The organism is Aminobacter sp. P9b, from assembly GCF_045345995.1.
In the GTDB taxonomy this organism is placed as follows: domain Bacteria; phylum Pseudomonadota; class Alphaproteobacteria; order Rhizobiales; family Rhizobiaceae; genus Aminobacter; species Aminobacter niigataensis.
Genome location: NZ_CP150082.1, coordinates 2,873,060 through 2,887,325 on the forward strand (window position 1 = coordinate 2,873,060; position 14,266 = coordinate 2,887,325).

Annotated in this window: 15 protein-coding genes; 5 read left to right on the plus strand and 10 right to left on the minus strand. The window is 65.7% G+C overall.

Annotated elements, in window-relative coordinates; genetic code table 11:
- Window positions 1-157: 157 nt before the first annotated feature.
- From WHT83_RS14085 to WHT83_RS14105, 5 genes are read left to right on the plus strand one after another with little or no spacing between them, the layout of a single operon-like run.
- On the plus strand, window positions 158-1,150 hold the full coding sequence (locus WHT83_RS14085) for an ABC transporter permease (protein WP_406873981.1): 993 nt from the start codon (window positions 158-160) through the stop codon (window positions 1,148-1,150).
- Window positions 1,150-2,055: an ABC transporter permease gene (locus tag WHT83_RS14090; protein WP_406871505.1), complete on the plus strand. Its 906-nt coding sequence runs from the start codon at window positions 1,150-1,152 to the stop codon at window positions 2,053-2,055. The genes WHT83_RS14085 and WHT83_RS14090 overlap by 1 nt, the downstream gene beginning before the upstream one ends.
- Window positions 2,052-2,882, plus strand: a complete 831-nt coding sequence (locus WHT83_RS14095; RefSeq protein WP_183261780.1) for an ABC transporter ATP-binding protein — start codon at window positions 2,052-2,054, stop codon at window positions 2,880-2,882. The genes WHT83_RS14090 and WHT83_RS14095 overlap by 4 nt, the downstream gene beginning before the upstream one ends.
- Window positions 2,879-3,622: an ABC transporter ATP-binding protein gene (locus tag WHT83_RS14100; protein ID WP_183261778.1), complete on the plus strand. Its 744-nt coding sequence runs from the start codon at window positions 2,879-2,881 to the stop codon at window positions 3,620-3,622. Before WHT83_RS14095 ends, WHT83_RS14100 begins: the two co-directional genes overlap by 4 nt.
- A gap of 14 nt (window positions 3,623-3,636) precedes the next feature.
- The gene (locus WHT83_RS14105; protein ID WP_406871506.1) at window positions 3,637-4,143 is read left to right on the plus strand and encodes a GAF domain-containing protein; all 507 of its coding nucleotides are present in this window, start codon (window positions 3,637-3,639) and stop codon (window positions 4,141-4,143) included.
- Between the two features lie 89 nt (window positions 4,144-4,232).
- Here the strand turns inward: WHT83_RS14105 and WHT83_RS14110 are convergent, their stop codons facing one another.
- The 10 genes from WHT83_RS14110 to nadA all read right to left on the minus strand — a co-directional run bounded on the left by WHT83_RS14110 (window position 4,233) and on the right by nadA (window position 14,207).
- Window positions 4,233-5,048: a hypothetical protein gene (locus WHT83_RS14110; protein ID WP_406871507.1), complete on the minus strand. Its 816-nt coding sequence runs from the start codon at window positions 5,046-5,048 to the stop codon at window positions 4,233-4,235.
- Window positions 5,049-5,180: 132 nt separating this feature from the next.
- Complete coding sequence (panD, locus tag WHT83_RS14115) at window positions 5,181-5,633, minus strand: aspartate 1-decarboxylase (RefSeq protein ID WP_406871508.1); 453 nt, start codon at window positions 5,631-5,633, stop codon at window positions 5,181-5,183.
- A 30-nt stretch (window positions 5,634-5,663) separates the two neighbouring features.
- Window positions 5,664-6,647, minus strand: a complete 984-nt coding sequence (locus WHT83_RS14120; protein WP_406871509.1) for a beta-ketoacyl-ACP synthase III — start codon at window positions 6,645-6,647, stop codon at window positions 5,664-5,666.
- Window positions 6,644-7,909 (minus strand): adenosylmethionine--8-amino-7-oxononanoate transaminase, encoded by a 1,266-nt coding sequence (locus tag WHT83_RS14125; RefSeq protein ID WP_406871510.1) that lies wholly within the window; start codon window positions 7,907-7,909, stop codon window positions 6,644-6,646. Before WHT83_RS14125 ends, WHT83_RS14120 begins: the two co-directional genes overlap by 4 nt.
- Window positions 7,906-8,544, minus strand: a complete 639-nt coding sequence (gene bioD / locus WHT83_RS14130; RefSeq protein ID WP_406871511.1) for a dethiobiotin synthase — start codon at window positions 8,542-8,544, stop codon at window positions 7,906-7,908. Before bioD ends, WHT83_RS14125 begins: the two co-directional genes overlap by 4 nt.
- Complete coding sequence (locus tag WHT83_RS14135) at window positions 8,541-9,677, minus strand: 8-amino-7-oxononanoate synthase (RefSeq protein ID WP_406871512.1); 1,137 nt, start codon at window positions 9,675-9,677, stop codon at window positions 8,541-8,543. Before WHT83_RS14135 ends, bioD begins: the two co-directional genes overlap by 4 nt.
- Entirely contained in the window at window positions 9,677-10,774 is a 1,098-nt protein-coding gene (bioB, locus tag WHT83_RS14140; RefSeq protein WP_406871513.1) for a biotin synthase BioB, read from the minus strand. Before bioB ends, WHT83_RS14135 begins: the two co-directional genes overlap by 1 nt.
- Window positions 10,775-10,836: 62 nt before the next feature.
- On the minus strand, window positions 10,837-11,688 hold the full coding sequence (nadC, locus tag WHT83_RS14145; RefSeq protein ID WP_406871514.1) for a carboxylating nicotinate-nucleotide diphosphorylase: 852 nt from the start codon (window positions 11,686-11,688) through the stop codon (window positions 10,837-10,839).
- Window positions 11,689-11,691: 3 nt separating this feature from the next.
- Entirely contained in the window at window positions 11,692-13,236 is a 1,545-nt protein-coding gene (locus WHT83_RS14150) for an L-aspartate oxidase (RefSeq protein WP_406871515.1), read from the minus strand.
- Window positions 13,233-14,207 carry a quinolinate synthase NadA gene (gene nadA / locus WHT83_RS14155; RefSeq protein WP_406871516.1) on the minus strand — a complete coding sequence of 325 codons (975 nt, stop codon included), beginning with the start codon at window positions 14,205-14,207 and terminating at the stop codon, window positions 13,233-13,235. Before nadA ends, WHT83_RS14150 begins: the two co-directional genes overlap by 4 nt.
- Window positions 14,208-14,266 lie beyond the last annotated feature (59 nt).

Consider the following 14,266-nt stretch of genomic DNA (forward strand, 5'->3'; position numbering starts at 1 on the left):
TCGACAGACAACATCCGTGCCGCATTCGCAGCGCGGCCAATGTGGTAGGAACAGACACCGCGTGGCATCAGAAATCGACTCCGCCGCTCAGGCGCTTCCAACAGGGCCCGGCGGCTCGTCGCGCAATGCGCGGCACGCCTGGAAAACGCTGAAGGGCGTGCTTGGCGTCCTCGTCGCCGTCGCATTCACCTTCCTCGGCCTCCTGGCCATCACCTTCTTCATCGGCCGCGTCGTGCCGATCGATCCGGTGCTCGCCGTCGTCGGCGACCGCGCCCCGCGCGCCGTCTATGAGGCCGCGCGCATCGAGATGGGCCTCGACAAGCCGTTGATCGTGCAGTTCTTCCACTATGTCGGCAATGTCCTGACCGGCGATCTCGGTATGTCGGTGTCGACAGGCAAGCCCGTGGCCGAGGACTTGGCCCGCGTCTTCCCGGCGACCCTCGAGATGGCCACGCTCGGCATCATCATCGGCGTGCTTTTGGGCGTGCCGATGGGTGTCTATGCCGCCAGCCGTCAGGGCAGCCTCGTCGATCAGGTCATCCGCGTCGTCGGCTTGCTCGGCTATTCGGTGCCGGCCTTCTGGCTCGGCCTTGTCGGTCTGGCGCTGTTCTATGCCAAGCTGCAATGGGTCGGTGGCCCCGGCCGACTCGACATCTTCTATGACGGCATGGTCGACCCGGTGACGGGCCTGATCCTCATCGACAGCCTGATCGCCGGTGAGACCGATATCTTCTTCAATGCGCTCTCGCACATCGCATTGCCGGCAGCCGTGCTCGGCTTCTTCAGCCTGGCATACATCGCCCGCATGACGCGTTCCTTCATGCTTGACCAGCTGGCGCAGGAATATGTCACCACCGCCCGCGTCAAGGGCGTGTCGGAGCGGCTGGTACTGTGGCGCCATGCCTTCCGTCCGATCCTCGTGCCGCTGATCACCGTCATCGGCCTGTCCTATGCCGGTCTGCTCGAAGGCTCGGTGATGATAGAGACCGTCTTCTCGTGGCCCGGCATCGGCAATTACCTGACCACGGCGCTGCTCAACGCCGACATGAACGCCGTGCTCGGCTCGACGCTGGTCATCGGCGCGGTCTTCATCGGCATCAACAAGATTTCGGACGTGCTCTACCGCGTCCTCGACCCGAGGGCACGCTGATGGCGACGACACGTGACTGGCTTCTCGACGATTCGCCGTCCTCGCGCCTGCAGGCGCGCCTAGGCCGCAGCTATCGTCTTTCGCGCGCCCTGATGCGCAATCCCTTAGCCGTGGTCGGCGCGATCATCGTGCTGGCACTGATCCTGGTGGCGCTGTTCGCGCCGTGGATCGCCACGCATTCGCCCATCGGCCAGGATCTTGCCAACCGGCTCAAGCCTCCGAGCGCCGAAAACTGGATGGGCACTGATGAACTCGGCCGGGACATCTGGAGCCGCGTCGTTTATGGCGCGCGCATCACCCTAATGATCGTGGCGCTGGTGGCCGTTCTTGCCGCGCCCGTCGGCCTCGTCATCGGCGCCGTCGCCGGCTATTTCGGCGGCTGGACTGACCGTATCCTGATGGGCATCACCGACATCTTCCTGTCGATGCCGAAATTGATCCTGGCGCTGGCCTTCGTCGCGGCCCTCGGGCCCGGCATCCAGAACGCCATCATCGCCATCGCGATCGCCACCTGGCCCGGCTATGCCCGCATCGCCCGTGCCGAGACGTTGACCATTCGCAACTCGGAATTCGTCGCCGCGGTCGAGCTGCAGGGTGCCTCGTCCTTGCGCGTCATCGTCAACCACATCCTGCCGCTGTGCACCTCGTCGATGATCATTCGCGTCACGCTCGATATGGCAGGCATCATCCTGACCGCCGCCGGCCTCGGCTTCATTGGCCTCGGCGCGCAGCCGCCGTTGCCCGAATGGGGTGCGATGATCTCGCGCGGCCGTTCCTTCATCCTCGACCAGTGGTGGGTGGCGACCATGCCCGGCTTTGCCATTGTCATCGTCAGCCTCGGCTTCTGCTTCCTCGGAGACGGCCTGCGCGATGTGCTCGACCCCAAGCATGGAGACCGCCAATGAGCGCCTTGCTTGAAATCGAGAACCTGCGGGTCACCTTCCCGACCGCGCGGGGTCCGATCGACGTGGTCAAGGGCCTGTCGCTCACGCTCGGCCGCGAACGCCTCGGCATCGTCGGCGAAAGCGGCTCCGGCAAGTCCATGACCGGCCGCTCGATCCTGCGGCTGATCCGTGCGCCCGGCAAGGTCACCGCCGACAAGCTGCGCTTCGACGGCATTGACCTGCTCGCCCAATCGGAACGGCAGATGCGCTCTATCCGCGGCGCTCGCATTTCCATGGTCATGCAGGACCCGAAATTCTCGCTGAACCCTGTCATGACCATCGGCGACCAGATCGCCGAGGCGCTGCTGACCCACCAGAAGCTCGGCCGTGCCGATATCAGGGGCCGCACGCTCGCCATGCTGGAAGCCGTGCGCATCAACGACCCCGAGCGCGTGCTCGGCCTCTACCCGCACGAAGTGTCGGGCGGCATGGGCCAGCGCGTCATGATTGCCATGATGCTCATCCCCGAGCCGGACCTGCTCATCGCCGACGAGCCGACATCGGCCCTCGACGTCTCTGTCCAGGCCCAGGTGCTCGAGATCATCGACGACCTGGTCAAGCGTAAGGGCATGGGCCTGATCCTGATCAGCCACGACCTTGACCTGGTCTCGGCCTATTGCGACCGCATCCTGGTGATGCGCGGCGGCGAGGTGGTGGAGGAATGCGTCGCGGGCGAACTCCGCAATGCCAAGCATCCCTACACGCGCGGCCTGCTCGCCTCGATCCCGCGTCTCGACGAGGATCGCGAAGAGCTGCCTGTCCTGCAACGCGACGAGGCTTCGACATGAGCGCGCTGAAGATCGAAAACCTCGACATCTCCTACGGCGATTCGAAGGTCACTCACGGCATCGGCTTCGACGTCGCCGAGGGCGAGAGCTTCGCGCTCGTTGGCGAAAGCGGCTCGGGCAAGACCACCGTGCTCAAGGCCATCGCCGGCATGGCCAGGAGCTGGACCGGCTCCATCACCGCCTTCGGCCACGCCCGCACGCCGGGCATCGACCGCGGTTTCGCCAGGCAGTGCCAGATGGTGTTCCAGGATCCATACGGCTCGCTGCACCCGCGCAAGACTGTCGATGCGACGCTGAGCGAGCCGCTGGCCATCCACGGCGTCGGTGACAGCGGTGCGCGCGTCGACGAGGTGATGCAGTCGGTCGGCCTCGACCGGCGTTTCCGCTTCCGCTTCCCGCACCAGCTTTCGGGCGGCCAGCGCCAGCGCGTCGCTATTGCCCGCGCCCTGATCCTCAAGCCCAAACTGCTGTTGCTCGACGAGCCGACTTCGGCGCTCGACGTGTCGGTGCAGGCAGAAATCCTCAACCTGCTCAAGCGCTTGCGCCGCGAGCAGGGGCTGACCTATCTGATGGTCACCCACAATCTTCCCGTCGTTTCGTTCCTGTGCGATCGCCTTGCCGTCATGCGCCACGGCCGGGTCGTGGAGGTCGCCAGCGTTGACCAGCTCAAGCGTGGCGAACTGCAGGACCCCTATTCGCGTGAACTGACCAGGTTCAGCGCGTCTCATCCCAAGACTTGAAATAGAGGTACATCATGACAGAGACCAAACTCGCCGAGGCGCTCGTCGCCTTCGATGCCGCCATTGCGACCACGACCGAAGTCGAGGGCGTGTGGAAGGCCCTGCAGGCGCTGGCCGATGTCGTCGTCGGCGCCAAGCTCTTCACGGTGATGAAGCTCGACTGGGCCAGCGAGCTTTCGAGCCGCACCTACACCAGCCACCCGGACACCTATCCGGTCTCCGGCACCAAGCCGATGAACCGCACCCACTGGTTCGACACGATCCACGTCCAGCGCAAGCCCTTCGTCGCCAACACCATCAAGGACATCGCCGACGTCTTCCCCGACCACGAGACGATCTGGTCGCTCGGCTGCGGCTCGGTGCTCAACTGGCCGGTCTTTGTCGGCGACACCATGCTCGGCACCGTCAACATGCTGCACGAGGAGCACTACTACACGCCCCAGCGCGTCGAGGCCGCCAACCAGCTGTCGCTGGCCGCCAAGGCTGCCTTCCTCGCCGTCGAGCACCTGGAACGCCGCTAGGTCCTCCGACGCCGTCATGACCGCGGTGTATTGCCGGCGCTTCCCCGCGCCGGCAGCCCACTTCACGGGGGATCTAGGGTTAGCCCTCTCTAGGACCCCGCGAGGATTTCTGCGAGCGGGCTGCCGGGTGGCGGGTTGAACGGCGGCGCAATCGAGTTGTTGTACAGGTGGATCGCGTAGGTCCGTGGCGTCGTGACGTCCTTGATCGACAGTTCAGCGTCGAAGAGCAAGTCGGTCATCGCTTGATGAACAGGATAAAAGGCGTCCATCGGGAGCGCCTTGTCTGCCAATCCGTATTTCTTGATGAGAAAGGTGAGCAGTTGGGGGCCAGTCGTCCCCCATCGGGTCCGCCTGATGTCACGCCCAACCCCTAATTTCATGAGGCGATTGTAGGCCGCTTTCTTAATTGGCGACCACCACGGGGCGATGAAATGTCGGCCGGAGGTGCACTGGACGAGGCTCTTGACGAGATCGCTGTCGGCTGGTGCTTTCAGCACCGCACAATTGATGACATCCTTCTTCTCCCACCCGAAAAGCCATTGTTGCTCGGGAAACGGCCGAACGCAGTAGACGTCGCAGTCGGCGTAGATGCCGAGCCCTGCCTCAAGCAGCCTGTAGCGGTAGATGTTAGCGGTCAGCGCCAGGCTCTTCTCGTGCTTGTAGGCCACGATCTCGCTCTGCGACAGCAACTGCGATGCGTCGAAGATCTCGACGCCATCGGGCGTGTCCTTGGGCGCGTCGAACGCGTGTAGCACCGTACGATGTCCATGTCGCCGAAAAGAGCGGATGCATGCGGCATGCAATGGACCGAGCTTCTCGCCGATCCAGATGAAATTGACGGTTTCGCCCATGGTGCCTTGCATTTGCTGGTCGGGGTCAAGCTGGCCGAACTGGAAGGCCTTCACGAGTACGAGTTGTTCCGACGACCGCCCGCACATGCCGTTGGTTGCATCCTTGCGGGAAATTCAGCCGCGCGGCAATAGAACGTCTCGCCGTGGGCGATGGTCCTCCTGGAGCCTCGGCGTCTGCTGCAAGCTCTAGTGGCTGCTCACCAGCGCGGGTATCGAAAGCCTCGCGCTGGTCTCGTCCAGGATGGAGAAGCTGTAGCGGCCGAACTGGTCTCGCTCGACCGAATAGGTCAGCCGGTCGGCGATGCGGTTGTCCTTGTCGAAGGTCAGCACGTGCGGCTTGAGCGTGGTGATCTCCTTCTCCGTCACATAGACCGAGTTGCAGATGATGATCTGATCACCGGCCTGGCAGGTGCGGGCGGCAGCACCATTGAGGATGCAGCAGCGCGAGCCGCGCTCGCCGAGGATCACGTAGGTCGAAATCCGCGCACCGGAACTCTTGTTCCAGATTTCGACGAACTCCATCGGCAGGATGCCGGCTTCCTCGCAATGGTCGGGGTCGAGGGTGATCGAGCCGTGATAGTTGAGGTTGGCTTCGGTGACGTGGATGCCGTGCAGCTTGCCGGCGACGATCTTGCGCATTCTTCCTCCTGCTAAGCCAGCGTTCGCTTCTTACATGCCCACCACCAGCGCACCGCCGGTCAGGCCCGCGCCGGCTGCTGAAAGCAGCAGCTTTTCGCCTCGCTGGAACGGCGCTGCCTGGTGCGCCAGCGACAGCGACAGCGGGATCGTTGCGGCCGATGAATTGCCGTAGTTGGCTATGGTCTTGACGATCCTGTCATCGGCGATGCCAAGCGACTTGCCCACCGCGTTGAAGATGCGGGCATTGGCCTGGTGCGGCACGAAGCGGCTGACGGCTGCAGTGTCCAGGCCCGCGGCAGCGAGCGCATCTGTCGAGCAGCGGCTCATCATCTCGACAGCCTTGGCGAAGACCGCGCGTCCGTCGGCGATGGTCATGCGTGTCTCGGCAATGTCGAGTTCGTCGGCGAAGGGTCGGTTGCTACCACCGGCGGGAATCTGGATCAGGCCATAGCCGCCGCCGTCGGCTGCCAACGACGCACCCAGGATGCCGTGGCCGGGGTCGTCGGATGGGCCGAGCACCACGGCACCGGCAGCATCGGCGAACAGCACGGCACTCGCACGTTCTGCCGGGTTGATGCGACGGCTGAGGATGTTGGCGGCAATGACCACCGCAGGCTTGTTGTGCAGCCGCACGAAGCCGTCGGCGAAGGTCATGGCGTAGATGAATCCGGCGCAGGCGCCGGCGAGGTCGACGCCGCCCGCATTGGCAAGGCCGAGCCGGTGCGCCACCAGCGGTGCGCTCGGCGGCAGCAGGTGGTCCGGCGTCGAGGTGGCGAGCAGCAGCAGGCCGATGTCGCTGCGCGCAATGCCGGCAGCTTCGAGCGCCATGTCTCCGGCCTTGGCTGCCAGTCCCGACAGTGTGTCCCCGGGTTCCGCCCAGAAGCGCGAGCGGATGCCGGTGCGGCCCTCGATCCAGCCGGCATCGAGACCGAGGCTGGCCTCGATCTCGGCGTTGCCTACCTTGCGGCCAGGTACATGGTGGCCCAAGCCGAGGATACGGGCCGAGCGGTTCACGCGGCGCGGCCCGCGAGGTTGGCGGCCTCGTCCACGGCGTCATAGAGCCGGTCGAGTTCGCCTGACGTCACGCAGTAGGGCGGCAGCACATAGATGACGTTACCAAGTGGCCTGACCAGCAACCCGCGCTCGAGGAAGAACGCGCGCAGCTTGGGCCCGACCTCGGCGAGATAGCCTGATTTGCCGACGCGCAGGTCGAGCGCGGCGATGGTTCCCGCGGTGCGTACATTCTCGAAGCGCGGGTCATCGCCGAACCGCGCGACCTTCTCGGCCTGCATCCGCGACAGCGCCGCGATGCGCTCAGCCACCGGCTCGTCGCGCCATATCGCGACATTGGCGAGCGCGGCAGCACAGGCGATCGGGTTCGCCGTATAAGAGCTCGAATGGAAGAAGGTCTTGGCGCGGTCGGTGGAGAAATGCGCCCGGAACACCGCGTCGGTTGCCAGCGTCGCCGCGAGTGGCACTGAGCCGCCGGTCAGGCCCTTGGAGGTGCAGAGGATGTCTGGCGCTATCCCCGCCTGCTCGCAGGCGAACATCGTCCCGGTCCGGCCCCAGCCGGTCATCACTTCGTCTGCGATGAGCAGCGTGCCCGATTTCTCGGCGATGCGCTTGAGTTCGATCAGCACCCCGGCCGGATACATCAGCATGCCGCCGGCGCCCAGCACCAGCGGCTCGACGATGAGGGCTGCGGCCTTGCCGTCGCGGGTCAGCGCCTCGAAGTTGTCGAGCGTCTCCTGCTCGCGACCCGGCGCGGGGAAAGGGATGGTGTCGACCTCGAACAGCAGCGGGTCGTAGGCGGCGTTGAACACGCCGCGCGCGCCGACGCTCATCGTGCCGATGGTGTCGCCATGGTAGCTGTGCTCCATGACGACGATGCGCGAGCGGGCGTCGCCATTGTTGCGATGGAAGCCGAGCGCCATCTTCAGCGCCACCTCGACGCTGGTCGAGCCGCTGTCGGAATAGAACACCCAGTCGAGGCCGGCTGGCGCCATCTCGACCAGTTCAGACGCAAGCTGTTCCGCCGGCTCGTGGGTCAGCCCGGCGAAGATCACCTGGTCGAGCGTTTCGGTCGCGCTTCGGATCGCTTCGACGATCCTCGGATGCCTGTGGCCGTGGGTGACGACCCACCAGGACGAGATCGCGTCGAGGATGCGCTTGCCATCTGATGTCTCGACATAAGCGCCCTCGGTGCGGACAATCGTCGGCGGCACCGGTTCCGTGGCGTGCTGGGTGAAGGGATGCCAGACGGCTGAACGGCTCATCGCCTGGCCTCCAGGAAGTCGGCTGTCTTGAAATTCGCGCGCATGGCTTCAGCCAGTGTTTCGGGCGTCAGCTGGTCGAGCCGGGGCAGGCGGCCAAGCACGCGCACCTTTCCCATTTCGGCGATGGTTCGCTGTGTGTCGGCCATCTCGTCGCCGATGAAGGCTATTCCCAGTAGCGGAATCGCGCGGCTGCGCAACGCCTCGATGGACAGCAGCGTGTGGTTGATCGTGCCGAGCCCGGTGCGGGCGCACAGCACCACCGGTGCGCGCCAGCGCGCGAAGACGTCGATGTAGAGCGTCCGCCGGTTGACCGGCACCATCAGCCCGCCCGCGCCCTCGACAACGAGTGAACGGTTGGTTGTGGGCAAGGTGAGCGCATCGGCATCGATCTCCACGCCGTCGAGTTCGGCGGCGCGGTGCGGCGACAGCGGTTCCTTCAGGCGCCAGGCCTCTGGCAGCACGCGTTCAGCCGGCACGCCGGACAGCCGGGCGACGATCTGGCTGTCGGTCTCCTCCTCGATGCCCGATTGCACCGGCTTCCAGTAGACGCCGTCGAGCAGGGCGGTGAGGCCCGCGGCGAACACGGTCTTGCCGATTCCGGTGTCGGTTCCGGTGACGACGATCGCCTGGCTCATCGGTCCCATTCCTCGGCGAGGGCGTCGAACAGCGCCGAAACGTCGTCCTCGCCGATGTTCAGCGTCAGCGAGATCCTGAGCCGGGCCGTGCCTTCCGGCACGGTCGGCGGGCGGATACCACGCACGTCGAAGCCGCGCGCCTGCAGCGCCTCGGCCAGTGCCATGGCGCGGCCATTGTCGCCGACGATGATGGGCAATATCTGCGAGCCGCTTGGGTTGAAACCCAGTGCCTGTGCTCGTTTTCCTGCCAGCGCGACAAGCCCGGCCAGTTGCTCCCGGCGTCCGGGTTCGTCGGCGAGGATATCGAGCGCTTCCATGGCCGCCACCGCCATCAGCGGCGAGGGCGCCGTGGCATAGATGAAGGGGCGGCAACGGTTGATGATGTAGTCACACAGCACCGCCGGCGCCGTGATCAGTGCCCCGGAGCCGCCCAGCGCCTTGCCGCAGGTGTGCAACACAACCACATTGTCGCGGCCTTCGAGGTGATGCGCCAGCCCGCGCCCATCAGGGCCATGGACGCCGGTGGCATGCGCTTCGTCAACGAACAGGAAGGCGTCGTGCCGGTCGGCAACGGCCATCAATTCGTCCAGCGGGGCGCGGTCGCCATCCATGCTGTAGAGGCTTTCGGCCACGATCCACGGCCGGCCCGTGCCGCCCTTGTCACGCCAGGAACTGATAGCGTCACCGACCGCATTGGCATCGTTGTGGCTGGCTTCCACCACTTCGGCGCGGCCGGCGCGTGCGCCTTCATGGGCACTGGCGTGGATCAGCTCGTCGAGCACGATCAGGTCGCCCTTCTGCGGCAGGGTCGTCAGCACGGCGAAATTGGCGACATAGCCGCCGCCGAAGAACAGCGCCCGCTCAGTACCGAAGAACTTTGCAGCCTTCTCTTCCAGCGCCTCGTGCTCGGGATCGTTGCCGCGCAGCAGCCGCGAGCCCGTGGCGCCGACAGGCGTACCGTTGGCGAGTGCGGTGGCAACGGAGTCGGCCAAACGCTTCGAGCCGGCGAGCCCGAGATAGTCGTTGGAGGCGAAGTCGAGCCCGGCGCGGCCGCTGAGCGCCCGCAGCCGACTCTTGCGGGCCAGCCCGCGCAGGCTGGCTTCGTAGCGGTCGAGCAGGGCTCGTCCATTCATTAGAGCGCCGCGCGTCCTGCGGGACGCGCAAAGGACGCTCTATCACTTTGAGTTTGCGCATCGTGCCCACCGAGAATCGGTTCCGATTCTCGGGCCGATGCGCTGGCGTCGCGCTCCATCGGCTGGATGCCGAGACGGCGGAACAGCGCTGTGTCCTTGTCTTCCCCGGGGTTCTCGGCGGTCAGCAGCGTGTCGCCGACGAAGATCGAGTTGGCGCCGGCAAAGAAGCACAGCGCCTGCATCTCGTCGCTCATCGCCGTGCGCCCGGCGGACAGGCGGACATGCGACTTGGGCATCATGATGCGCGCGAGTGCGATAGTGCGCACGAACTCGATCGGCTCGATGGGCTCGGCTTCGCCCAGCGGCGTGCCTTCGATCGGGATCAGCATGTTGATCGGCACGCTGTCGGGATGCTCGGGCAGGTTGGCCAGCGTCACCAGCATGTCGACGCGGTCGGCCTTCTCCTCGCCCATGCCGACGATGCCGCCGCAGCAGACCTTGATGCCGCTGTCGCGGACGTTGGCGAGGGTGTCCAGACGGTCGGCGAAGGTGCGGGTGGTGATGATTTCGTTGTAGTAGCGTTCGGAGGTGTCGATGTTGTGGTTGTAATAGTCGAGGCCGGCCTCTTTCAAGCGCTGCGCCTGGCCGAGATCGAGCATGCCGAGCGTCATGCAGCTCTCCATGCCGAGTTCCTTGACGCCCTCGATCATGGCAACGACGGCATCCATGTCGCGCTCCTTCGGGCTGCGCCAGGCAGCGCCCATGCAGTAGCGCGTCGCGCCGGCGTCCTTCGCCTTCTTGGCTTCGGCGAGAACGCGCTGCACTTCCATCAGCTTGGAGGCCTTGAGGCCGGATTCGTGACGTGACGATTGGCTGCAATAGCCGCAATCCTCGGGGCAGCCGCCGGTCTTGATCGACAGCAGGCGCGAAAGCTGCACCCGGTTGGGGTCGAAATTCTGACGATGCACCGTCTGCGCGCGAAACAGCAGGTCGTTGAAGGGCAGGTCGTAGATCGCCTGCGCTTCCGCGCGGCTCCACTGGGGATGCGCCCCGTTGATCTCAGTCGCGGCTGCATTGAGGTGCAAATCGGCGTTCATGCGCTCTCCATTGCCAAGATGTGTCTTTGCCATGCCCACCCGGGGCGGGACCATTGCCCCCGTCAAGGGGCCGTGTCCAGTCCAATATCGAGGATCGGCGCGCTGTGCGTCACCCAGCCGACCGAAATGAGGTCGACGCCACTAGCCGCAATATCAGGCGCCGTCGTCGGGTTCACCCGCCCCGACGCTTCGGTGATCGCTTGGCCGCCGACCATTTTCACAGCGCGGGCAAGTGTCTCGGGCGTCATGTTGTCGAGGAGGACCGCGTCGACGCCGAGCGCCAGCACTTCATCCAGCTGTTCGAGCGTGTCGACTTCGACCTCGATCTTCACCAGATGCCCGACATTGGCCTTGGCCCGCTCGATCGCCTGCTTCACGCCGCCTGCGATGGCGATGTGGTTGTCCTTGATCAGCACGGCGTCGTCGAGGCCGAAGCGGTGGTTGGAGCCGCCGCCTGCTCGCACCGCGTATTTTTCCAGCGCGCGCAGGCCCGGCGTGGTTTTCCGGGTGCAGACGATGCTTGCCTTGTGGCTGCGCACGGCCTCGACGATGCCTGCGGTGGCGGTGGCGATGCCGCTGAGATGGCAAAGGAAGTTGAGCGCGACGCGCTCGGCGGTCAGAAGTCCACGCGCTGGTCCACTGAGCGTGGCGATGACATCGCCGGCCGCGAGCACGCTGCCGTCCGGGCTGGCGACCTTGATATCGATGGCCGGGTCGATGAGCCGAAAGGCGAGTGCCGCCAGATCCAGCCCGGCGACCACGCCCGGCTGGCGCGCCGCGAGCACGACTGTCGCCCGGTGGTCGGCGGGCACGACGGCGTCGGTGGTGATGTCGCCGGCGCGGCCGAGGTCTTCCAGAAGTGCCGCGCGGACCAGCGGCTCGAGCATGATTTGGGGCAGGGGCGAGAGGTTCATCTGTCAGGCGCTCCGTGCAAGCGGCGTGGCGTCGATTGCTGCAGCTGTTTCCAGTGCCTCGACCAACGTGATCTTCGAGCGGCGTGCGACAGCACCGCGAAGCGGGAAGTCGGCCCGGCAATGCGCGCCGCGGCTTTCCTCGCGCCGAAGGGCGGCGACAACCATCATCAGCGCCACCGCCGCCGGCTCTGCGGCTGAAGTGCTTCCCCTGGCAAGAGGCAGCAGCGTCGACGCCGCTTCGCGCAGGCTTTCGCCGTCGCGCAACACGCCCAGCGCGGGCGAGACGATGCTGCGAACCGGTGCGGGATCGGCGCGTGCAGGTGCTGCTGCAGGAATTGCAATGGTCTTCCGTTCCATGCTCGACGAGGCGGCCACGCTTTCGGCCACCCAGCCCGCCATCGCCACCGCTTCGGTCAGCGAATTGCTGGCTAGCCGGTTGGCGCCATGCAGGCCGGTCGAGGCGACCTCGCCACAGGCCCACAGGCCCGCCACCGAGCTGCGGCCTTCTGCGTTCACGGCGACGCCGCCCATGTGGTAATGCGCCGCCGGCCGTACCGGGATCGGATCGACCGCGGGGTCGATGCCGGCCTCGCTGCAGTAACCGGCAATGGCCGGGAAGCGGCCGGCAAAGCTTGCGCCCAGGCAGGCGCGCGTATCGAGGAACACGCGGTGGCCGCGTGCCAGATGGCGGTGGACACCGCGCGCCACGGCGTCACGCGTACCAAGTTCCGCTCCTGGCAGGTCGGCAAGAAAACGCCGGCCGGTCTCGTCGATCAGTATGGCGCCTTCGCCGCGCACCGCTTCGCTGATCAGCCGCATTGGGCGCTGCGGCCCGTCGAGCGCCGTCGGATGGAATTGGACGAATTCGAGATCGGCGAGTGCGGCTCCCGCACGTGCCGCAAGCGCCAGTCCCTGGCCGAAGCAGCCGAGCGGATTGGTGGTGTCATGGAACAGTCCGCCGACACCGCCGGTGGCGAGCACCACGCGACTGGTTGCAAGCACCAGGTCGCCCGATGCGCCGGTAGCGAGCACGCCTGCGATTGTGCCGTCCTCGACCAGCAGCCGCCGGGCTTCGAAACCCTCGACAACCGTGATCGAAACAGTTCGCCTGACGGCTGCGACAAGCGCCCGCATCAACTCGCTTCCGGTGGCCGCGCCGGCTGCATGCACGATACGCCGGCGGCTATGCGCGGCCTCCAGCCCAAGATGCAGCCCACCATCCGTTGCCCGGTCGAAAGCAACGCCGAAATGTTCCAGCTTCGCGATTGCGGCAGGCGCCGCCTCGACGACGCGCCTGACCACGACTTCGTCGCTAAGCCCGTCGCCGGCTGCCAGTGTGTCGGCCAGATGCAAGGCAGGGCTGTCGTCGCTGCCGATGCTGGCGGCGAGCCCGCCTTGGGCCAGCGCGCTCGACGCTTCGCAGCCGAGCTGTGCCGCTGACAACAGCACGACCGGCTCCGGTGCCATCTCCAGCGCTGTCATCAGCCCGGCCAGGCCGCCGCCGATGATGACGGGCCGACCGGAAAGCGCGCGGAAATCGAAGCTCATACGGCGAGCATCCGCTCGACCGCCAGGCGGGCGCGCACAGCAACTGTGGGGTCGATGGTCACGGCATGTTCGTTGCGCTCCAATGCCGAGCGGATGTTGCCGAGCGTGATCCGCTTCATGTGCGGGCAGAGATTGCAGGGCCGGATGAATTCGACATCGGGGTGCTCGACCGCGACGTTGTCGCTCATCGAGCATTCCGTCACCAGCACGACGCGTGCCGGTTTCTCCCTGCCGACATAGTCCGACATTGCAGCGGTCGAGCCGGCGAAATCGGCCTCGGCGACAACCTCCGGCGGGCATTCCGGGTGTGCCAGCACGGTGACGCCGGGATGGGCGGCACGCATCTCGCGGATGTCTTCGGGGGTGAAGCGCTCATGCACCTCGCAATGGCCCTTCCAGGCGATGATCTCGACATCGGTCTGCTTGGCGATGTTCTGCGCCAGGTACTCGTCGGGCAGCATCAGTACGCGCGGCACGCGGAGCGATTCGACGACCGCCTTGGCATTGCCCGAGGTGCAGCAGATGTCCGACTCGGCCTTCACCGCGGCCGAGGTGTTGACGTAGGTCACGACAGGCACGCCGGGGTAGCGCTGGCGCAGCAGGCGGATGTCTTGGGGCGTGATCGAATCGGCCAGCGAGCAGCCCGCGCGCATGTCGGGGATCAGCACCGTCTTGGACGGGTTCAGCAGCTTTGCCGTCTCGGCCATGAAATGAACGCCGGCGAGCACGATCACGTCGGCCTCGACCTCCATCGCCTTGCGGGCGAGCGCCAGGCTATCGCCGACGATGTCGGCGACGCAATGGAAGATTTCCGGCGTCTGGTAGTTATGCGCCAGGATGACGGCGTTGCGCTCGCGCTTCAGCTTCAGAATGGCGTCGATGTCGTCGGAAAACACCGGCCATTCGATGGCGGGAATGACGCGCTGGACGCGGTCATAGAGCGAGGCGGCGGAAAGGGTCATGCCAGACATCGTCATCCTTATTATGCTCTAGTTGAGTATAATAAGGACATATGCTTAGCATGAGCATA

Bases quoted from the DNA above. Each gene is read 5' to 3' on its own strand.
- WHT83_RS14090 (WP_406871505.1), top strand. From the start codon at position 1,150: ATGGCGACGACACGTGACTGGCTTCTCGACGATTCGCCGTCCTCGCGC.
- WHT83_RS14095 (WP_183261780.1), top strand. From the start codon at position 2,052: ATGAGCGCCTTGCTTGAAATCGAGAACCTGCGGGTCACCTTCCCGACC.
- WHT83_RS14100 (WP_183261778.1), top strand. From the start codon at position 2,879: ATGAGCGCGCTGAAGATCGAAAACCTCGACATCTCCTACGGCGATTCG.
- WHT83_RS14105 (WP_406871506.1), top strand. From the start codon at position 3,637: ATGACAGAGACCAAACTCGCCGAGGCGCTCGTCGCCTTCGATGCCGCC.
- panD (WP_406871508.1), bottom strand. From the start codon at position 5,633: ATGCGCAAGATCGTCGCCGGCAAGCTGCACGGCATCCACGTCACCGAA.
- WHT83_RS14125 (WP_406871510.1), bottom strand. From the start codon at position 7,909: ATGAGCCGTTCAGCCGTCTGGCATCCCTTCACCCAGCACGCCACGGAA.
- bioD (WP_406871511.1), bottom strand. From the start codon at position 8,544: ATGAGCCAGGCGATCGTCGTCACCGGAACCGACACCGGAATCGGCAAG.
- WHT83_RS14135 (WP_406871512.1), bottom strand. From the start codon at position 9,677: ATGAATGGACGAGCCCTGCTCGACCGCTACGAAGCCAGCCTGCGCGGG.
- bioB (WP_406871513.1), bottom strand. From the start codon at position 10,774: ATGAACGCCGATTTGCACCTCAATGCAGCCGCGACTGAGATCAACGGG.
- nadC (WP_406871514.1), bottom strand. From the start codon at position 11,688: ATGAACCTCTCGCCCCTGCCCCAAATCATGCTCGAGCCGCTGGTCCGC.
- WHT83_RS14150 (WP_406871515.1), bottom strand. From the start codon at position 13,236: ATGAGCTTCGATTTCCGCGCGCTTTCCGGTCGGCCCGTCATCATCGGC.
- nadA (WP_406871516.1), bottom strand. From the start codon at position 14,207: ATGTCTGGCATGACCCTTTCCGCCGCCTCGCTCTATGACCGCGTCCAG.